The sequence below is a fragment of the Vibrio sp. 811 genome (assembly GCF_033339195.1).
The window spans coordinates 217904-238769 of sequence record NZ_JAWOUB010000003.1; the positions used below are offsets into that span (position 1 = coordinate 217904).

Genomic DNA, 20866 nt, shown 5'->3' on the forward strand with positions numbered 1-20866 from the left:
TCATGAAAGAACTATTCAAACTTATTTTAGGTAACGCATTTGCTCGCATTGGTCTTGGCATTGTTACGCTGTTCGTGTTCGTTGCGATTGCCGCTCCTTTACTTACAAAGCATGCGCCAGACAAGCGAACCGGTAACCCACACGAATACCCAAGCTTTGTTGTAAAACAGGCACAAAACAACCCTGATGGTTGGGTCGCTAAAAACCTAGCAGACGATCGTCGTACACTGCTTATGTCTAAAAAGGCCGACCACGTATTAGGTACTAGCCGAATGGGTCGCGATATCTGGTCGCAGGTGGCTTACGGTGCACGAGTATCACTGGGTGTAGGCTTTGGTGCTGGCATCATCGTGTGTTTCTTAGCAACAGTCATTGGTATATCGGCAGGTTACTTCGGCGGTAAAGTGGATGACGTATTGAGTGCCGCGATGAACATCATGTTAGTAATCCCGCAGTATCCATTGCTATTCGTGTTGGCGGCCTTTATCGGTGAAGCAGGCCCACTCACCATTGCCTTGATTATCGCTGGTACTTCTTGGGCATGGGGTGCACGTGTTGTCCGCTCTCAAACTATGGCACTACGCGAGAAAGAGTTCGTTAAAGCTGCCGAAGTATTGGGAGAGTCTTCATTCCGCATCATCTTCGTTGAGATTTTACCAAACCTTATCCCAATTGTCGGTGCGAGCTTCATTGGCTCAGTAATGTTGGCGATCAACACTGAAGCGGTCATTTCGTTCCTAGGTTTGGGTGATGCCAACACGATCAGTTGGGGCATCATGCTTTACAACGTGCAAACCTCATCAGCCATGCTGATTGGCGCATGGTGGGAAGTACTAGCACCTTGTATTGCCCTAACACTACTGGTTACTGGTCTTGCTCTGTTGAACTTTGCCGTTGACGAAATTGCGAACCCTCAACTTCGTTCTCACAAAGGCATGAAACGCTGGAAAAAACTAGCAGCAAAAGACAAGAAAGAGCGTGAGCCTGAACTGGCACCACAAAATGCACTATGGAGCGGAGATAAATAATCATGACTGCACCACTAATTTCCATCCGTAACCTATGCGTAGACTACATCACAGACGCGGGCGATGTCCGCGCCTGTAACAACGTGAGCTTCGACATTGCACCAGGTGAAGTATTCGGTCTGGCTGGTGAATCTGGCTGTGGCAAATCCACTGTTGCCTTCTCACTAATGCGCCTTCATAAGCCACCAGCGTTTATCACAGGTGGTGAGGTTATCTTCAACGGTGAAGATATCCTTCAGTACAGCGATGATCGCATGCAAGCGTTCCGCTGGAGTGAAATGTCGATGGTATTCCAGAGTGCGATGAACGCTTTGAACCCTGTTCTAACCATGGAAGAGCAGTTCTGTGACGTCATCATGCGTCATACCAATATGACTCGCGCTCAAGCAAAAACACGCGCTGAAGGTCTGCTGGAAATCGTTGATATCCACCCTAGCCGATTGAGTGATTACCCGCACCAGTTCTCTGGTGGTATGCGTCAACGTCTAGTAATCGCAATCGCTTTGGCTCTGAACCCAAAAATGATCATCATGGACGAACCGACTACCGCATTGGATGTAGTGGTTCAACGTGAAATTCTACAAAAAATTTACGCGCTTAAAGAAGAGTTTGGTTTCTCAATTCTGTTCATCACACATGACTTGTCATTGATGGTCGAGTTCTCGGATCGTATCGGCATCATGTACTCAGGTGAGTTGATTGAAGTCGCGCCTTCTAAGCAAATTCTGGAAAGTCCTTACCACCCTTACACCAAAGGTTTGGGTAGCTCTTTCCCTCCACTAACTGGACCAAAGACCAAATTGACTGGTATTCCAGGTAACCCGTTGAACTTGCTAGAAGTACCACGGGGCTGCCGCTTCCAAGCTCGTTGCGATCGCGTACATGAAGCATGTACACGTGTACCAACCCAATTACGTCAAATTGAACCAGGTCGCCTCTCAAATTGCCATTTGTACGGCGACACCATTGCTCAAGCTAAGGTTTAACAACAAAAAAACGCTAGCTAAGAACAAAAATTACACTGGAGAGAATTATGAGCAAACAATTCGGCGAACTGCTGATTGAGGGTAAAAATGTCGTTAAGGACTTCCCTTTAAACAGTAACTCAATCAAACAATCTAAGATGCGCGCAATCAACGACGTCTCTTTCAAAATGTACAAGAGCCGCGGCTTGTCAGTGGTAGGTGAATCTGGTTCAGGTAAGTCTACTACTGCAAAAATGATTGCAAAAATGTACGCACCAACCGATGGCATCATTGAATACAAAGGTCGTGATATCCAAGACATCACCTCTCGTCACGATTTAATGACCTACCGTGAAGGTGTACAAATGGTGTGGCAAGACCCGTTTGGCTCGCTAAACCCAACGCACAATATCTTCCACCATATTGCGCGCCCGCTGCTGATTCATAAGAAAGTAGCACCGGGCAACAAGAAAGAACTGGAAGAGCGTGTGTACGACCTACTTGAACAAGTTGGTCTTATTCCACCAAAAGAAACGGCGCAAAAGTTCCCGCACCAGCTATCTGGCGGTCAGCGTCAACGTGTAAACCTAGCTCGTAACATCGCAGTTGGTGCTGAAGTGGTATTGGCGGATGAGCCAACATCGATGCTCGATGTATCAATCCGTGCCGGTGTTCTGAACTTGATGGAAGAGATGAAGTTCGAGAAACAAATGTCTCTGCTTTACATCACTCACGACATCGCAACAGCGCGTTACATTGCTGAAGATCTCGCGGTCATGTACGTAGGTCACATGGTTGAATGGGGCGATACTGAAGAAATCATTCACGATCCTCAACACCCATATACGCAACTGTTGGTATCTGCGGTTCCAGATCCATCGAAGTCTATTCACGAGAAACTGAAAGGCAACAAAGGGGAAATCCCACTTTGGACACCAGAATCTGTCGGCTGTCCATTTGCTGGACGTTGTGTACACGCTACCGACAAATGTCGCGAACGACTACCGGGCGTCACTCAACTGTCCGACAACCACTTTGTCCGCTGTTACTTATTTGAAGATTAATCATAACGAGGGTCAGGTTCAGCCTGACCCATTCCTGTTTTTATCGTTTCCCGGAGACATTGAATGCTGCTACTGACTAACCACATTGGTTATGAACGTCTGGGCCCAAAGAAAGCCATTATCCAGACCGAACAACCACACTTGTCTTCTTACACTGCTCAATTGATTTGTGCCACTAGCGAGCAAACCGTGGCAACTTTTGCGGTTGAAGAACAAGGTAAAGTGGCGAACTGGCATCAGGGCTATTTCTACCTCATCGACTTTTCCTCTTTCACAACGTCAGGTGACTATTTCTTGCAAGTAGAAGATACGCGCTCTTCCTCTTTCATCGTTGGCGAACACATTCTGTTGGATCAAACTTTGTCAGATGTGATCCACTACTTCAAATCGCAACGTTGCGGCGGGATCTTCGATAAACAAGATCGACAACTTCCAGTACTAAACTCCAATAAAAAGGTTGATGTACACGGCGGCTGGTACGACGCATCAGGAGACGTTAGCAAGTATTTAAGTCACCTTTCATACGCGAATTATTTGAATCCTCAACAAACCCCAATGGTGGTTTGGAACATCCTAAAAGGGGTTTCATTGCTTGAAGGAAGCGAAGACATTGCAGCTTTCACACGTACACGTCTGATTGAAGAAGCCCTGTTCGGTGCAGACTTTCTTGTGCGTATGCAAAACGAAAAAGGCTTTTTCTACATGACGGTCTTTGACAAGTGGAGCAAAGATACTGCGCAACGCGAGATTTGCGCGTACGAAACTCAACTTGGTCACAAATTTGACGACTATCAAGCAGGCTTTCGACAAGGTGGCGGTGTCGCCATTGCAGCGCTAGCGGCAGCGTCGCGTTTAAGTGTTCACGGTGAATACGATCAACAAAAATACCGCAACGCTGCCGAAAATGGTTACTGGCACTTAAAAGAGCACAATACGCAGTACCTCAATGATGGGGAAGAAAACATTATCGACGAATACTGTGCGCTACTGGCTTGTGTAGAACTGTTTAAAGCAACCAAAGAAACTCGCTACTTGGAAGAGAGCCGTTTGTGGGCGCAACGTTTAGTTGCACGCCAAATGAGCGACGAGCAGATTCAACACTTTTGGTCAGCAAACCAAGACGGCAGCCGTCCATATTTTCACGCAGCCGAAGCTGGTCTACCAGTTATTGCCCTATGCGAATATCTATCAATTGAAGACGACTCAGCACGAGCGGAATCGGTAAAACGTATCGTCAACCTAGCGTGTGAGTTTGAGATCACAATATCGAATAAAGTGATCAACCCATTCGGTTACCCTCGCCAATATGTTAAAGGCGTAAATGAGTCAAAACGCGAGGCATTTTTTGTCGCACACAACAATGAATCCGGCTATTGGTGGCAAGGCGAGAATGCTCGACTGGGCTCACTCGCGACCATGGCGTACCTTGCTCAACCGCATATAGCGTCGCAAGAAGTACAGCAACAACTTTCTGTGTTTGCTCAAGATGCATTGAACTGGGTTGTAGGCTTAAACCCATACGACATGTGCATGCTAGATGGCCATGGTCGTAACAACCCTGATTACCTCCCTCAATATGGTTTCTTCAACGCAAAAGGTGGCGTGTGTAACGGAATCACTGGCGGCTTTGAAGACGAGGAAGACATTGCATTTAACCCACCAGCACAAAAAGAAGACGTGTTACAAAACTGGCGCTGGGGCGAACAATGGATCCCGCATGGCGCTTGGTACTTACTCGCGATAATGAGTCAAGCTCAGCATGTTTCTCAGTTGGCGACCTCTAAAAATATGAAGGAAGAATAATCATGGGAATGTATTTTGTCGGTATCGATGGTGGCGGCACGTCATGTCGAGCCAGGATTAAAGATTCACAAGGTAATTTTCTTGGCGAGGCCAAAAGCGGCAGTGCCAACATCATGCTAGGTGCTGAAATAGCAATGGCTTCGATTCTTGAATCCATCACTTCGGCTACCGAGCAAGGCGGTCTAACACAACAAGATTTCGCGTCGATGCACGTCGGCTTAGCCCTTGCTGGCGCAGAGCACAAAGCATCTTGGCAAGCCTTCATGTCTCTTCCTCATCCATTTGCCAGTATAACTCTGAATACCGATGCTTACGGTGCGTGCGTTGGTGCGCACAATGGCGAAGATGGCGCAATCATGATTGCGGGAACCGGTTCTTGTGGCATCTACCTTAAAGGATTGGAGCAACACGTTGTCGGTGGTCGTGAGTTCCCTATTTCGGATCAAGGTGGCGGCGCAGTGATGGGGCTACGCCTAGTTCAGCAAGTTTTGTTAGCTGAAGATGGCATCAGAGAAAAAACGCCCCTAGCACAACACTTTATGACGCATTTCGAAAATGAGGTCGACAACGTGGTGGCGTGGTCAAAACAGGCGCTTCCTCGTGATTATGGGCAGTTTTCTCCGGCTATTTTCCAACATGCGGAACAAGGCGATGCACTGGCCATTGAAATACTGAAGCAAACCGCAGCGGATATAGAAATGTTTCTCGTGGCATTAAACAAGCGCGGCGCAACACGTATTTGTTTAATGGGTAGCATTGCTGAACGCATTTTACGTTGGCTCTCACCACCAGTTCAGCAATGGATTGTTGAGCCACAGTTTGACGCGATTGAAGGCGCAATTATGTTTGCTGGCAAACCAGAACATAACCTTTACTCGCTCAGTGCGGCGTAGGAGTAGATATGGAATATCGTGTTGATCTCGTGGTCCTTTCTGAGCAGAAACAAAACTGCCGCTTTGGCCTCACCTTTCATAACTTGAGCGACCAAGACCTAAACAGCTGGAGCTTAACTTTCGCTTTCGATCGTTACATTCTTCCAGACAGCGTTTCAAATGGTCAACTGACTCAAATTGGTAGTTTTTGCACACTTAAGCCAGAAGGGGTGGTACTGGCTGCCAACCATCACTATTACTGTGAATTCAGTATTGGTTCGAACCCATTCCGTTATTACTCGGATGGCTTTAACGAAGCGATGATCAACTTTGTCGTTGATGGAAACCCACAGCGCGCACAAGTGGATGTCACGCCTATCGTATTAGCTTCACCATACCGTGAACGCAGTGAGATTCCTGCAAGTTTAACCCATGCACAGCCCTTGCTGCCAAAACCAAACCATATTGAGGTCAGCGATCACTATTTTAGCTTTGATCATCATGCTGGCGTCGCGGTTTATTCAAGCCTGGCCAATTCAGCTAAAGAATGGCTACTTGATGAGCTTAAGCGCATTCACCAATTTGAGTTCGCATCAGACAATGGCAGTCAGATCATCTTCAAAGGCAACCCAACCTTGGATGAAGGCGCTTACAAACTGAAAGTAGCCGAAGAGTCAATCAAAATTGAAGCAGGATCTTCGTCTGGTTTTACCCATGCTTGTGCAACGTTATTACAACTAATCAAAGTTGGCGATCAACCTAACTCAATGGAAGTAGTTTGCTGTTCAATCAAGGACAGGCCACGTTTTCGTTACCGCGGTATGATGCTGGATTGTGCTCGTCATTTTCACTCCGTTAAGCAAGTCAAACGCTTGATCAACCAACTGGCTCATTACAAGTTCAATACGTTCCATTGGCATCTTACCGACGATGAGGGGTGGCGAATTGAAATCAAATCACTGCCTCAACTGACCGATATTGGTGCTTGGCGCGGATTGGATGAGATCAATGAACCACAGTACACGCACTTTGATGAACGTTACGGCGGCTTCTACACACAAGAAGACATCAAAGACGTTATCGAATTTGCATCGCAACGCGGCATCACCATCATTCCTGAAATTGATGTACCTGGTCATTGCCGAGCCGCCATCAAGTCGTTACCACACCTATTGGTAGAAGCGGAAGATACCACCGAATACCGCAGTATTCAGCATTACAACGACAACGTCATTAACCCTGCTCTGCCGGGGAGTTATGAATTTATCGACAAAGTGCTAGAAGAGGTCTCTGCGCTTTTTCCTGCGCCTTACGTCCATATTGGTGCCGACGAAGTACCTAACGGCGTATGGTCAAAAAGCCCAGCATGCCAAGCACTAATGGAACAACTGGGTTACAGCGACTACAAAGATTTGCAAGGACACTTCTTGCGTTATGCCGAAGACAAACTTCGTAAATTGGGCAAACGCATGCTGGGCTGGGAAGAAGCTCAACACGGCGACAAAGTCAGTAAAGATACGGTGATCTACTCATGGCTAAGCGAAGAAGCGGCATTGAACTGTGCTCGCCAAGGCTTTGATGTGGTGCTGCAACCAGCACAAACCACTTACCTAGATATGACCCAAGACTACGCACCTGAAGAACCGGGCGTGGACTGGGCAAACCCACTGCCACTAGAAAAAGCTTACAACTACGAGCCGATCGCTGAAGTGCCTGCTGACGACCCAATACGTAAGCGCATTTGGGGCATTCAAACAGCATTATGGTGCGAAATTATCAATAACCAACCTCGCATGGACTACATGATCTTCCCTCGTTTAACTGCAATGGCAGAAGCATGTTGGACAGACAAACAACACCGAGATTGGACCGACTATTTATCACGCTTGAAAGGCCATCTACCTCTGCTTGATTTGCAGGGAGTGAATTACCGTAAACCGTGGAAGTAATACAAAACTGATGTCGAAACATCACGCTTGAAGAGTTTTTAAATTTTGGCTGCTGATGCAGCTTCGTAAAAAGGAAAGACACAAATGAAATACGGCTATTTCGATAACGAGAATCGCGAATACGTCATCACTCGCCCTGACGTACCAGCACCATGGACCAACTACCTAGGTACTGAGAAGTTCTGTACGGTTATCTCGCACAACGCGGGTGGCTACTCGTTCTACAACTCTCCAGAATACAACCGTGTTACTAAATTCCGTCCAAATGCGACATTCGATCGCCCAGGACACTACGTTTACTTGCGTGATGATGAGACAGGTGATTACTGGTCAATCTCTTGGCAACCAGTTGCGAAGAGCCTAGACGAAGCAAACTACGAAGTTCGTCACGGCTTGTCTTACTCTAAGTTCAAATGTGAATACAGCGGTATTACCGCAACAAAAACTCTGTTCGTGCCAAAAGGCGAAGACGCTGAAATCTGGGATGTAGTGATTAAAAACACCTCTGACAAACCACGTACGATCAGTGCATTCTCATTTGTTGAGTTCTCATTCAGCCACATTCAGTCTGATAACCAAAACCACCAGATGTCTCTCTACTCTGCTGGTACGTCATACAACGAAGGTGTGATTGAATACGACCTGTACTACAACACTAACGATTTCGAAGGCTTCTACTACCTAGCGTCAACGTTTGATCCAGATTCATACGACGGTCAACGTGATAGCTTCCTAGGTCTATACCGCGACGAAGCAAACCCACTAGCAGTAGAACAAGGTAAGTGTTTTAACACCACACAAACGTGTTACAACCACTGTGGCTCTCTGCACAAGCAATTTACTATCCAACCAGGTGAAGAAGTTCGCTTTGCTTACATTCTAGGTATCGGTAAAGGCAACGGTGAGCGTCTACGTGCTAAGTACCAAGACCTTGCAGAAGTCGACAATGCATTTGCTGGCATCAAAGCACACTGGGATGAGCGTTGTGGCAAGTTCCAAGTGAAATCGCCAAACGAAGGCCTAGACACCATGATCAACGCTTGGACGTTATACCAAGCGGAAACTTGTGTTGTGTGGTCTCGCTTTGCTTCATTCATCGAGGTGGGAGGCCGTACAGGTCTTGGTTACCGCGATACAGCGCAAGATGCAATCTCAGTTCCTCACGCTAACCCAGCAATGACGCGCAAACGTATCGTTGACCTACTGCGTGGCCAAGTAAAAGCGGGCTACGGTCTACACCTATTCGATCCAGATTGGTTTGATCCAGAAAAAGCTGATGTTAAACCATCGAAGTCTCCAACCGTAGTTCCAACACCTTCTGATGAAGACAAAATTCACGGCATCGAAGACACTTGTTCCGATGACCATCTATGGCTAGTTCCAACCATCTGTAAGTACGTGATGGAAACCGGTGAGCACAGCTTCTTCGACGAAGTGATCCCTTACGCCGACGGTGGCGATGCAACGGTTTATGACCACATGAAAGCCGCGCTAGACTTCTCGGCTGAATACGTAGGTCAAACCGGTATCTGTAAAGGTCTGCGTGCAGACTGGAACGACTGTCTGAACCTAGGTGGCGGCGAATCGTCAATGGTGTCGTTCCTACATTTCTGGGCACTGCAGGAGTTCATCGACCTAGCGAAATACCTAGGTAAACAAGCCGACGTTGAAAAATACACGGTGATGGCAGCAAACGTTCGTGAAGCGTGTGAAACCCACCTTTGGGATGACGAAGGCGGTTGGTACATCCGTGGTCTGACGAAGAATGGCGACAAGATCGGTACTGCGCAACAAGCGGAAGGCCGAGTACACCTAGAGTCAAACACACTTGCGGTACTTTCTGGTGCGGTATCTCAAGAGCGCGGCGAAAAAGCGATGGACGCTGTCGATGAGAACCTGTTCTCTGAATACGGCCTTCACCTAAACTCACCATCTTTTTCAACACCGAATGATGATATCGGCTTCGTAACTCGTGTTTACCAAGGCGTAAAAGAGAACGGTGCGATATTCTCGCATCCAAACCCATGGGCTTGGGTAGCTGAAGCGAAACTGGGTCGTGGTGATCGTGCAATGAAGTTCTACGATGCGCTAAACCCATACAACCAGAACGACATCATCGAAAAACGTATTGCAGAACCATACTCATACGTTCAGTTCATCATGGGTCGTGACCACCAAGACCACGGTCGTGCAAACCACCCATGGTTAACAGGTACGTCAGGCTGGGCTTACTTCGCTGTTACCAACTTTATTCTTGGTGTGCGTACAGGCTTCGATGGCCTAACTATCGATCCATGTATCCCAACGAACTGGCCAGGTTTCGAAGTGACTCGCCAATGGCTAGGAGCAACGTACAACATCAAAGTCGTTAACCCAGACTCAGTAAGCAAAGGCGTTAAGTCGATTACCGTGAACGGTGAAGCTGTAAATGGTGCATCTGTACCAGTTCAAGCGGAAGGTTCAGTAAACGAAGTTATCGTTACTCTAGGTTAATCATCTTTTGGGGGAGTCCTTCTCCCCTTTTGATTTATCCGGTGCATTTATGTTTTACAAGTGCATCGGTTCGCTAGCAAAGATTTAAGACGCGGTGGGATGCCGCTCTTATCGAGGATCGAATCATGATCAAATTTGGTACAGGCGGTTGGCGTGCATTTATTGGTGAGGAGTTCACCAAAGATAACGTACGCTTGGTTGCCCAAGCAGTTGCAAACATCACGAATAACGAATCGGTTGCTGATCGCGGTTTTGTGATTGGCTATGACCGTCGTTTTCTTTCCGATAAAGCAGGTCGTTGGTTCGCTGAAGTTCTAGCAGCAAACGGCATTATGGTTAGCTTTATCGACAAATTTGTCCCAACACCTATCGTAATGTTTAAAGCGAAAGAAATGGGCTGCGCATACTCGGCATGTATTACCGCATCACACAACCCTGCCGATTACAACGGCATTAAAGTCTTCATTGAAGGTGGTCGTGACGCAGATGAAATCATCACCCAAAAAATCGAATCACAAATAGACGCGCTCACTGCGCAAGATGTAAAAAGCGTCGACTTTGAACAAGCGGTTGAAGATAAGCTGATTGAAATCATCAATCCGATGAACGAATTCGTTGACTCAATCATCGACTTTATCGACATCGGAGCGATCAAGAAGGCGAATTTACGTGTTTTGATCGACCCAATGTTTGGTGTCGCGAAAAACGCACTGCAAACCGTATTAATCAACGGCCGCTGTGACGTTGATGTGATTAACGATGGCAAAAACCCAGACTTCGGTGGGTTAATGCCTTCGCCAAGCGCTGCAACACTCTACCGTTTGATGCACCTAGTGAAAGAGCAAGGTTACGATATTGGCATCGGTACTGATGGCGATGCGGACCGTCTTGGTATTATCGACGAAAAAGGTAACTTCATTCATCCAAATGAAGTGCTACTGCTGCTTTACTACTACCTACTTGAATACAAAGGCTGGAAAGGCTCCGTGGTACGTAACATCGCAACCACCCACCTTCTCGATAAAGTCGCCGAAGATCATGGCGAGAAATGCTTTGAGGTTCCTGTAGGCTTTAAGCACATCAGCTCCCAAATGGAAGCGGATGACTCACTGATTGGCGGGGAAAGCTCTGGTGGCCTAACCATTCGCGGCCACATCAAAGGTAAAGACGGCGTATTCGCATCAAGCCTATTGGTAGAAATGATTTCAGTAACCGGCAAGAAGCTGTCTGAGTTGCTGGATGAAATCTACGGCAAGTACGGCTATGCCTACATGGCAGAAGGCGATTGCAAGTTCAAACCAGCGCAAAAAGACGTACTGTTCAACAAGATTTATGTTGAAAAGCAGTTGCCTGAGTTTGAGTTTGAAATCGAAAAAGTCAGCTATGAAGATGGTGCGAAAGTCTACTTCAAGAACGGCGGTTGGATCATCGCTCGCTTCTCTGGCACTGAGCCACTGCTACGAATTTTTGCAGAGATGCAAGATAAGGACACTGCGGAACGTGTTCTTCAACAGTTTAAAGACTTCTTGTCTTTATAACTGAACCTTGTGCCCGCTTCGAGCACTATGATGAGAGTCAACGCTGTCTGAAAAGGCGCTCATCAACAGGAGAAGAGCACTTGCCCGGCTCCACAGCCGGGCTTTTTTATTGTATGTTGGGAAGTCGTAAACGAGATAGAAAAGATACTCAGGAGCGTTAAGCAAATGCCAGGACGCCTTGCGTTTCAATTTTCACCGCGACGGACTCACCTATATTTAATGCTTGCGAAGCTGTAGCTAACAAACGGTCACCATTCGCGTTAATCACATAACGGCAGTGATCACCCATAAAATGCTGTTCCAATACGGTTACCGAACTATCTTCATCGGATTGAATTTGCACATGCTGCGGTCTTAGCAGTAAAGAGCACTCCGCCTGTACTGGAATATCTTGTTGAGCCGTGGCTTCAACCACGCCCAAGTGGGTTTCATATTCTGAATTCGAAACCCGTTTAGCAGCAAGGTAACTGCCACCACCTAAGAAATCAGCGACAAATTTACTTGAAGGCTGGTAGTAAAGCTCAGATGCTGTGCCATATTGCTCGATGACTCCATTGTTCATCACTGCCATTTTATCGGCGAAAGCAAAAGCCTCTTCACGGCTATGCGTAACAAAAATGGCAGTCACACCTTGGGCCTTAAAAATCTTACGGATCTCACTTATCAACTCATGGCGAACTTGCGTATCAATATTAGAAAACGGTTCATCAAGTAACAATAAGTCTGGGCTGTAAGCTAATGAGCGAGCAATCGCAACACGCTGCTGCTGTCCACCAGACAATTGATGAGGATAACGATCGCCATAACCTTGAAGATGCACGAGTTCTAACATCTCTTGAACTTTGGCATTTTTCTCTTTTGTCGAGCACTGCTTTAAGCCAAAGGCAATGTTTTGCTCCACCGTCAAGTGAGGAAAAAGTGCGTAATCTTGGAAAATCATCCCGATATTACGCTGTTCTGGCGGCAACCAGTTTTCCCCATCATCAATTGTGACGCAATTTAGACTCATTTCGCCTGACGTTAACGGCAATAATCCCGCAACGGCCTTTAATAGTGTTGTTTTCCCACAGCCACTGGCTCCTAGCAAACAGACAATCTGCCCTTGTTCTACCTCAAGAGACAATGATTCGAGTACAGTTTGATCGTCATATTGGCACGTTAGGTTTTTAATTGATAATGCACAGCTCATCAGTGATTTTGCTCCAGTGAACGGTTAACAACAACAAGCGGGATCAACCCAACAAGAACCAACAGAACCGCTGGCAAAGCGGCCAATTCTAAATGCTCATCCGAGGCGAAGTTATAAACGTATGTGGCTAGTGTTTCAAAGTTAAACGGACGAAGTAACAAAGCCGCATTAAGCTCTTTCATCGACTCGATAAACACTAATAAAGCCGCAATCAGTGCACCGCGCTTAACCAGCGGAAAGTGCACGCGCCACAGCATGGCATTGGGCTTACAACCCATAGTGCGCGATGCCATATCTAACGACGGAGAAATTTTATTTAAATTACTTTCGATACTACCAATCGCTACCGCGGAAAAGCGCACAACCATGGCAAATACTAGTGCGAACATGGAACCAGAAAAGATAAGTCCCGGCCTTCCCCACTCCATGGCTTTAGCAACATCGTTGACACGATGATCCATAAACAGCACAGCGACCATCACACCGATGGCTAGTACCGTTCCTGGTACTGCATAGCCCATAGAAGAAAGACGCATAAATGCCAAGCTTTCTCGTTTACCACTGACTCGATGGGTAAAGTTAACGATCAGTGCGACAGCAACACCAATAATCGCAGCAATAACAGACACAACTAAGCTATTCCATGCGTATTCACGAAACTCTGAGGTCCAACTCTGCGCAAAATAAGTGATCGCATAATCAATCAGCTGTAGTAGCGGCAAAATAAAAGCGACTGAAACCAAGCCCCAACACCAAACCAGCGCGGTCCACTTTTTCCAGCCCGTCAACTCGTAACGAAAATCTTCGTGACTGTTAAATTGGCTTTGAAAAAGCTTTTGTTTACGGCGGCTGTATCGTTCGGCACTAAGAAGCAGTACTACAATGACGAGCATCATGGCAGAAATCTTGGCTGCCGCATTAAGATTAGAGTACCCCAACCAAGTATCGTAGACCGCTGTGGTTAACGTATTCACCGCGAAGTAACTTACCGTACCAAAGTCACCGATGGTCTCCATTGCGACCAATGATAAACCTACTGCGATAGAGGGTCTTACTAACGGCATCGAGATGCGCCAAAAGCTTTCCCATGGAGAGCACTTGAGCAAACGCGCGCTTTGCAATAAAGATACATTTTGCTCCATAAACGCAGCCCGGCACAATAAATACACGTAAGGATACAACACCAAAGCCAACACAAAGGTCGCACCAGGCAACGTACGAATGTCAGGGAACCAATACTCGCCAGGTCCCCATCCGGTTACATCACGCAAAAAGATCTGAATCGGGCCTGCAAAATCAAACCAATCAGTAAAAATATAACCAATGATATAACCTGGCATTGCAAGAGGTAGCACCAATGCCCACTGCAACCATTTTTCGGTCGGCAGTTTACACATGGCCATTATCCAAGCGCTTGGAATACCAAGAATTAAGGACAGCACCATTACGCCAACAGTTAGCGCAACCGTGTTAAAAATATAAGTCGGCATGACCGTTGCCATTAAATGAGCAAACAAATCATCCGTTTCACCAATTGCGGTGTAGAAGATCGCTAAGATCGGCAAAACCAGTAGCAGAGTTATTACCCCACTACTGGTTTTCCATAAAGAGTGTTTATCTTTCATCGCCTAATTACTGCAGGCTGTATGAAATACAAATGCTGTTGCAAATACATCTCATATCCTTTAATCAAATGGGGGTACTGTTATACCCCCACAAGGAATTAAAGGTCAAATTTCACTTCATCTAATAGCTTAATTGCCGCTTCGTGGTTGGCTGCAATATCGTCTAGAGAAAGCTTGTCTGCTTTAAAGTCACCCCAAGATTCCACAAGCTCAGAACGCTTCACGCCTTCTTTAACTGGGTACTCGTAGTTAACTTCTGCGTACATTTGCTGCGCTTTGTCACCCGTTAGGAATTCCATTAGCTTCACAGCATTGTCTTTGTTTGGAGAGTACTTAGCCATCGCCATACCAGAGATATTCACGTGAGTGCCTGTAGTCTCTTGGTTAGGGAAGTTGATGTAAACTGCATCAGCCCAAGCTTTTTGCTCTTTGTCGTTAACCATTTTACCTAGGTAGTAGCTGTTACCTAGAGAAACATCACATAGGCCTTCTTTGATCGCTTTAACTTGTGCACGATCGTTGCCTTGTGGTTTGCGAGCAAGGTTTGCTTTCACGCCTTCTAACCACTCTTTGGTTTCTGCTTCGCCATTGTGAGCAATCATTGCTGAAACTAGAGAAACGTTGTACGGGTGCTTACCGCTACGAGTACAAATTTTACCTTTGAACTCTGGCTTAGCTAAGTCTGCGTAGTTGAAATCTGCGCCTAGTTTACCTACGCGATCACGTGATGAATAAACGCTACGAGAACGTAGAGTTAGAGCAAACCACTCATTCTCTTTATCTTGGTATTGAGCAGGTACGTTTTCTTCAATGATTTTGCTATCGACTTTCTGAACTAAACCTTTGTTTGTCAGTTCAGCTAGACGGCTGATGTCTGTCGTAAGAATAACGTCAGCAGGGCTGTACTCACCTTCTTGAGCTAGCTTTTCTGCTAAGCCTTTTTTAGCAAATTTTACGTTTACTTTGATACCAGTTTCTTTAGTGAACTCATTGAACATAGGTTCAACTAGGAAAGGTTGACGGTAAGAGTAGACGTTCACTTCTTCAGCAGCCATTGCTGTTGGAGCTAGAGTAGCGCAAGTTAGTGCTGAAAGAGTTAGCAGTTTTTTCATTGTTTAATCCTTTACCATGCTAATGATAACGTTTATCAGTTGCGTTATTATATGTATGTTCAATAAGAAGACAATGACGAATATTAAAAAACCTGCTCATCGGAGCAGGTTTTATTGTGTTAAGTGTGTAACCATTTATTACAAGCTAATGATTATTTCACCGTAACAAACTCTGGGTAAGCACCAACACCACAATCATGCATGTCCATGCCTTCCATTTCTTCATCTTCTGTAACGCGAATCCCAACGGTTGCTTTCAAGATTGCCCACACAACTAGGCTGGCACCAAATACCCAAGCAAAGATAACTACGGCACCTAAAAGCTGTGCACCAAACGTTGCATCACCGTTGCTCAGTGGCACTACCATTAGGCCGAAGAAACCACACACACCGTGAACTGAGATAGCACCTACTGGATCGTCAATTTTAAGTTTATCTAGAGCAATGATACTGAATACAACTAGTGCACCCGACACTGCACCAATCGCAACCGCGTACAGTGGTGATGGCGATAGAGGGTCTGCAGTGATGGCAACCAAGCCAGCTAGCGCGCCATTGAGGATCATCGTTAAATCGGCTTTACCCCAAGTAGTTTTACAAACGAATAGCGCCGCAATTGCACCGGCAGCCGCTGCTGCGTTAGTGTTTAGAAAGATCTGACCTACCGCTGTAGCATTCTCAAAATCTGAAACCATCAACTGAGAGCCACCGTTAAATCCAAACCAGCCAAACCAAAGGATAAAAGTACCCAACGTTGCCAAAGGCATGTTAGAACCTGGAATCGGATAGATTTCACCATTTTTACCGTACTTACCCTTACGCGCGCCAAGCAGTAACACACCAGCAAGAGCAGCAGAAGCACCAGCCATATGTACGATACCAGAACCCGCAAAGTCACTAAATCCAGCTTCTGCTAGGAAGCCTCCACCCCATGTCCAGTAACCTTCCATTGGATAGATAAACGCAGTTAAAATCGCAGAGAAAATCAAGAAAGACCAAAGCTTCATGCGCTCAGCTACCGCACCAGAAACGACGGACATGGCAGTTGCAACGAAGACAACTTGGAAGAAGAAGTCAGACTCTAAAGAGTGGTCGGCCCCTTCACCTTGAGTACCAATTAACGTACCAAATGAAGGTAACCAGCCTCCTTCTCCATTATCGACATACATGATGTTATAACCGACAATCAGAAACATCGTACATGCGATGGCGTACAAACAGATGTTCTTCGTAAGAATTTCTGTTGTGTTTTTAGAGCGCACAAGGCCAGCCTCTAGCATCGCAAAGCCTGCTGCCATCCACATTACCAACGCACCGGAAATGAGGAAGAAAAAGGTGTCAAGTGCGTAACGTAACTCGGTTACTGTTGTTGCTAATTCCATAATAAGTATCTCCAATCCTTTGAATTCTTAAAGTGCTTCTGCGTCCATTTCGCCAGTTCGGATACGCACCGCTTGGTTCAGATCGTAAACAAAAATTTTACCGTCGCCGATTTTTCCGGTTTGCGCAGCTTTTGTAATTGCTTCAACAACACGATCTACATTGTCTGCGTGAGTCGCGATTTCAATTTTCACCTTTGGTAGGAAATCAACTTGATACTCTGCACCGCGGTACAATTCCGTATGACCTTTTTGACGACCGAACCCTTTAACTTCTGATACTGTCATCCCTTCGATACCGACATCAGCCAATGCTTCTCGTACATCGTCTAATTTAAACGGCTTAATAATGGCATTGATTATTTTCATTGAGTTATCTCCGAAGCTTTCATCCTGAAACACTTCTTATAATCCAATCTACGTGCCAAGTTTCTAAGTCATTGAATAATAAAAGCTAACCTCAATTTACATATCTATAAACAAAAAGAGCGCACCATATCGGTGCGCCCTTTTCACAAATTTAAAGCAACGGCAGAGAAGTTACCCAAAACTGTGCATTAAATGTTCAAAAAGTCTTTCCATTGTTCGATAAGTGTCATGAAATCCTCTATCCCACAACTTGCTGTACTTTCTGCATTGTAGAAGTCGAACTCACTTTCCATCTCGACATCATATTCATGGGCTAATGCGTTTTCTTGTACAAGAACTTCGTCGCCCTGAATCATCAAGCTAATTTCCGTGCCTGTTAGGTTATGCTCCTGAGAAGGCGCTAAAAATGACTGCTCAATTAGCTTTTCAACTTGTGCAATCTTCATCGGATCTTTGCCAATTTCTTCTTGCAACCAGCGCCCTACAATCTCATGTCCCATGCTACATTTTACGTAGTACTCGCCCATCAACGTGTTACGAATGAATTCAAATTCCACCGAGATTGCCTATTTCGTATCAATTTGGTGCGAGTATAGCGAATTGCTCCCATAAAAAAAGCACCTCATATGAGGTGCTTTCGAATTGTGCATTTCTGATTATGCCGGTTCTTGGAAGATCACTTCGTCCGCTTTCTTGGTATATTGATCCATTTTATGGAAGTTCAAGTAGCGGTACGTATCCGTTGCCGTAGCGTCGATTTGCTTCGCGTATTCTAGGTATTCTTCTTTGGTTGGAATCTTACCTAGGATTGCACCTACTGCAGCTAGCTCAGCTGACGATAGGTAAACATTCGCACCAGTACCCAGACGGTTCGGGAAGTTACGCGTTGAAGTCGACATTACTGTTGATTTATCTGCAACACGCGCTTGGTTACCCATACAAAGTGAACACCCTGGCGTTTCAATACGCACCCCTGCACGTCCGAAGATACCGTAGTAGCCTTCTTCAATCAGTTGGTCTTTATCCATCTTTGTTGGTGGCGCTACCCAAAGGCGCGTCGCTAACTGGCCATTGAACTTATCAAGCAATTTACCTGCTGCGCGGAAGTGACCGATGTTCGTCATACAAGAACCGATGAACACTTCATCAATCGCTGTGCCTTGTACTTCAGACAACAAACGAGCGTCATCTGGGTCATTCGGTGCACATAGTACTGGCTCATTGATTTCAGCCATATCGATTTCAATCACATGTGCGTATTCAGCGTCTTTATCTGCTTGCATCAACTCAGGGTTTGCTAGCCACTCTTGCATTGCAGTAATGCGGCGCTCGATAGTACGGCGATCACCGTAGCCTTCAGAGATCATCCACTTCAGCATCACGATGTTAGAGTTTAAGTACTCTTCGATCGACTCTTGAGACAATTTCACAGTACAACCTGCCGCCGAACGCTCTGCAGATGCATCAGAAAGCTCAAATGCTTGCTCAACCGTTAGAGTTTCTAAACCTTCAATCTCAAGGATACGGCCAGAAAATTCGTTGATCTTGCCCGCTTTTTCTACCGTTAGTAGACCTTGCTGAATCGCGTAGTAAGGGATGGCATGAACAAGATCACGCAGTGTGATACCCGGTTGCATTTCACCTTTAAAACGAACCAAGATTGACTCTGGCATGTCTAGCGGCATAACGCCTGTCGCAGCTGCAAAGGCAACCAAGCCCGAGCCAGCTGGGAATGAAATACCCAGAGGAAAACGAGTATGTGAGTCACCACCCGTACCGACAGTATCCGGCAGCAGCATACGGTTTAGCCATGAGTGGATAATACCGTCACCAGGACGAAGAGATACACCACCGCGGTTCATAATAAAGTCCGGAAGTGTATGGTGAGTGTTAACGTCTACTGGTTTTGGATAAGCCGATGTGTGACAGAAAGACTGCATGACAAGATCAGCAGAGAAGCCGAGACACGCCAAGTCTTTAAGTTCATCACGAGTCATAGGGCCAGTAGTATCTTGCGAACCTACTGTCGTCATTTTCGGCTCACAGTAGGTACCAGGGCGAATGCCTTCTACGCCACACGCTTTACCAACCATTTTCTGTGCAAGCGTGTAACCCTTGCCAGAATCTGCGATTTCACCAGGTTTACGGAATACATCCGAAGGCTCAAGACCTAGCGATTGACGCGCTTTGTCTGTCAAACCACGACCGATGATCAATGGGATACGACCACCAGCACGAACTTCATCAATCAGTACTTCTGTTTTTAGCGAGAACTCAGCTAGAACCTCACCAGTTTCGTGGTTGCAAACTTTACCTTCATATGGGTAAACATCGATAACATCGCCCATGTTGAGCTTAGTTACGTCAACTTCAATTGGTAGTGCGCCAGCATCTTCCATTGTGTTAAAGAAGATAGGGGCAATTTTGCCACCAAGCACATACCCACCAGCTCGTTTGTTTGGAACGTAAGGGATATCATCACCCATAAACCAAAGCACTGAGTTGGTTGCAGATTTACGTGAAGAGCCAGTACCAACAACATCACCAACGTAAACCAATTGATGGCCTTTGTCTTTTAACTCTTCAATTTGCTTGATCGGGCCAATAGTACCCGGTTGATCAGGGTTTATTCCTTCACGCTCGTTTTTAAGCATCGCCAGTGCGTGTACTGGGATATCAGGGCGAGACCAAGCGTCAGGTGCAGGTGAAAGGTCATCCGTGTTCGTTTCACCTGTTACTTTAAATACGGTTAGAGTGACTTTTTCTTCAAGCTTAGGCTTAGAAAGGAACCACTCAGCATCAGCCCATGATTGAAGTACTTTCTGTGCATGCGCATTGCCTGCTTTCGCTTTCTCTTCTACGTCATAGAAAGCATCAAACATCAGCAGCGTATGAGACAGCGCTTTTACTGCGATCTCTGCCAGTGCTTCATCATCCAATAGCTCAACTAGCGGTTCGATGTTGTAACCACCTTGCATAGTGCCTAGCAGTTCAGCCGCTTTTTCACGACTCACTAATGGTGATTTAACTTCACCTTTTGCTACTGCTGTTAGGAAACCCGCTTTTACATAAGCAGCTTCATCAACACCTGGAGGGATACGGTTTTCAAGTAGGTCAAGAATGACTTTTTCTTCACCTTGCGGGGGATTTTTCAGAAGTTCTACAAGTCCAGCAACTTGTTCTGCGTCTAGCGGTTTAGGAACAACTCCTTCAGCAGCACGCTCTTCGACGTGTTTACGGTAGGCTTCAAGCACGACTTTTTCCTCTCATTGCGGTTCCTCCTCTATTATTACTATTGTTAAAGTAAAGGAGTGAACATCCTTGGAAACTTGGCTCTCCATTGCCCTTGTTTTCATTCAATTATGATTGAGAAACAGCGCCGTAGAGGCCAAACTGTGGGCAAAATAATAGCAAATTTAACCTTAAATTAAAATCTTATCATTTTGACCAACATAGCAACTTACGACTAAAGTTCTGCTA

The 20866-nt window shown here is 46.0% G+C and carries 15 protein-coding genes; 8 read left to right on the plus strand and 7 right to left on the minus strand.

Annotated elements, in window-relative coordinates:
* Positions 1-2: 2 nt before the first annotated feature.
* The 8 genes from R7Q46_RS07845 to R7Q46_RS07880 all read left to right on the plus strand — a co-directional run bounded on the left by R7Q46_RS07845 (position 3) and on the right by R7Q46_RS07880 (position 11712).
* A complete protein-coding gene (locus R7Q46_RS07845) occupies positions 3-1028 on the plus strand; it encodes an ABC transporter permease (protein WP_047102642.1) in 1026 nt (341 codons plus the stop codon).
* 2 nt (positions 1029-1030) lie between these two features.
* A complete protein-coding gene (locus R7Q46_RS07850) occupies positions 1031-2014 on the plus strand; it encodes an ABC transporter ATP-binding protein (protein WP_005380040.1) in 984 nt (327 codons plus the stop codon).
* Between the two features lie 47 nt (positions 2015-2061).
* The gene (locus R7Q46_RS07855) at positions 2062-3057 is read left to right on the plus strand and encodes an ABC transporter ATP-binding protein (RefSeq protein WP_005380041.1); all 996 of its coding nucleotides are present in this window, start codon (positions 2062-2064) and stop codon (positions 3055-3057) included.
* 63 nt (positions 3058-3120) lie between these two features.
* Positions 3121-4860 carry a glycoside hydrolase family 9 protein gene (locus R7Q46_RS07860; RefSeq protein WP_017635902.1) on the plus strand — a complete coding sequence of 580 codons (1740 nt, stop codon included), beginning with the start codon at positions 3121-3123 and terminating at the stop codon, positions 4858-4860.
* A gap of 2 nt (positions 4861-4862) precedes the next feature.
* A complete protein-coding gene (locus tag R7Q46_RS07865; RefSeq protein ID WP_017635903.1) occupies positions 4863-5753 on the plus strand; it encodes an N-acetylglucosamine kinase in 891 nt (296 codons plus the stop codon).
* 8 nt (positions 5754-5761) lie between these two features.
* Entirely contained in the window at positions 5762-7681 is a 1920-nt protein-coding gene (locus R7Q46_RS07870) for a beta-N-acetylhexosaminidase (protein WP_262631493.1), read from the plus strand.
* 84 nt (positions 7682-7765) lie between these two features.
* Positions 7766-10174 (plus strand): GH36-type glycosyl hydrolase domain-containing protein, encoded by a 2409-nt coding sequence (locus R7Q46_RS07875; protein WP_318077431.1) that lies wholly within the window; start codon positions 7766-7768, stop codon positions 10172-10174.
* Between the two features lie 125 nt (positions 10175-10299).
* Positions 10300-11712: a phosphoglucomutase/phosphomannomutase family protein gene (locus tag R7Q46_RS07880; RefSeq protein ID WP_005380053.1), complete on the plus strand. Its 1413-nt coding sequence runs from the start codon at positions 10300-10302 to the stop codon at positions 11710-11712.
* Positions 11713-11869: 157 nt separating this feature from the next.
* Here R7Q46_RS07880 and R7Q46_RS07885 read toward each other — a convergent pair whose 3' ends face one another.
* From R7Q46_RS07885 to acnB, 7 genes are all read right to left on the minus strand, one after another.
* Positions 11870-12901 carry an ABC transporter ATP-binding protein gene (locus R7Q46_RS07885; RefSeq protein WP_005380055.1) on the minus strand — a complete coding sequence of 344 codons (1032 nt, stop codon included), beginning with the start codon at positions 12899-12901 and terminating at the stop codon, positions 11870-11872.
* Positions 12901-14526, minus strand: a complete 1626-nt coding sequence (locus R7Q46_RS07890) for an ABC transporter permease (RefSeq protein ID WP_025768193.1) — start codon at positions 14524-14526, stop codon at positions 12901-12903. Before R7Q46_RS07890 ends, R7Q46_RS07885 begins: the two co-directional genes overlap by 1 nt.
* Before the next feature lie 98 nt (positions 14527-14624).
* A complete protein-coding gene (locus tag R7Q46_RS07895; RefSeq protein WP_005386566.1) occupies positions 14625-15638 on the minus strand; it encodes a Fe(3+) ABC transporter substrate-binding protein in 1014 nt (337 codons plus the stop codon).
* Positions 15639-15790: 152 nt separating this feature from the next.
* Positions 15791-17020, minus strand: a complete 1230-nt coding sequence (locus R7Q46_RS07900) for an ammonium transporter (RefSeq protein ID WP_047102648.1) — start codon at positions 17018-17020, stop codon at positions 15791-15793.
* Positions 17021-17047: 27 nt separating this feature from the next.
* The gene (locus R7Q46_RS07905) at positions 17048-17386 is read right to left on the minus strand and encodes a P-II family nitrogen regulator (RefSeq protein ID WP_005386570.1); all 339 of its coding nucleotides are present in this window, start codon (positions 17384-17386) and stop codon (positions 17048-17050) included.
* Between the two features lie 188 nt (positions 17387-17574).
* Positions 17575-17943: a YacL family protein gene (locus R7Q46_RS07910; protein WP_064368753.1), complete on the minus strand. Its 369-nt coding sequence runs from the start codon at positions 17941-17943 to the stop codon at positions 17575-17577.
* A gap of 99 nt (positions 17944-18042) precedes the next feature.
* Positions 18043-20640, minus strand: coding sequence for a bifunctional aconitate hydratase 2/2-methylisocitrate dehydratase (acnB, locus tag R7Q46_RS07915; RefSeq protein ID WP_047102649.1), 2598 nt, complete (start codon positions 20638-20640; stop codon positions 18043-18045).
* Positions 20641-20866 lie beyond the last annotated feature (226 nt).

Bases quoted from the DNA above. Each gene is read 5' to 3' on its own strand.
- R7Q46_RS07855 (WP_005380041.1), top strand. From the start codon at position 2,062: ATGAGCAAACAATTCGGCGAACTGCTGATTGAGGGTAAAAATGTCGTT.
- R7Q46_RS07905 (WP_005386570.1), bottom strand. From the start codon at position 17,386: ATGAAAATAATCAATGCCATTATTAAGCCGTTTAAATTAGACGATGTA.
- R7Q46_RS07885 (WP_005380055.1), bottom strand. From the start codon at position 12,901: ATGAGCTGTGCATTATCAATTAAAAACCTAACGTGCCAATATGACGAT.
- R7Q46_RS07875 (WP_318077431.1), top strand. From the start codon at position 7,766: ATGAAATACGGCTATTTCGATAACGAGAATCGCGAATACGTCATCACT.
- R7Q46_RS07860 (WP_017635902.1), top strand. From the start codon at position 3,121: ATGCTGCTACTGACTAACCACATTGGTTATGAACGTCTGGGCCCAAAG.
- R7Q46_RS07880 (WP_005380053.1), top strand. From the start codon at position 10,300: ATGATCAAATTTGGTACAGGCGGTTGGCGTGCATTTATTGGTGAGGAG.
- R7Q46_RS07865 (WP_017635903.1), top strand. From the start codon at position 4,863: ATGGGAATGTATTTTGTCGGTATCGATGGTGGCGGCACGTCATGTCGA.
- R7Q46_RS07900 (WP_047102648.1), bottom strand. From the start codon at position 17,020: ATGGAATTAGCAACAACAGTAACCGAGTTACGTTACGCACTTGACACC.
- R7Q46_RS07890 (WP_025768193.1), bottom strand. From the start codon at position 14,526: ATGAAAGATAAACACTCTTTATGGAAAACCAGTAGTGGGGTAATAACT.
- R7Q46_RS07850 (WP_005380040.1), top strand. From the start codon at position 1,031: ATGACTGCACCACTAATTTCCATCCGTAACCTATGCGTAGACTACATC.
- R7Q46_RS07845 (WP_047102642.1), top strand. From the start codon at position 3: ATGAAAGAACTATTCAAACTTATTTTAGGTAACGCATTTGCTCGCATT.
- R7Q46_RS07895 (WP_005386566.1), bottom strand. From the start codon at position 15,638: ATGAAAAAACTGCTAACTCTTTCAGCACTAACTTGCGCTACTCTAGCT.
- R7Q46_RS07870 (WP_262631493.1), top strand. From the start codon at position 5,762: ATGGAATATCGTGTTGATCTCGTGGTCCTTTCTGAGCAGAAACAAAAC.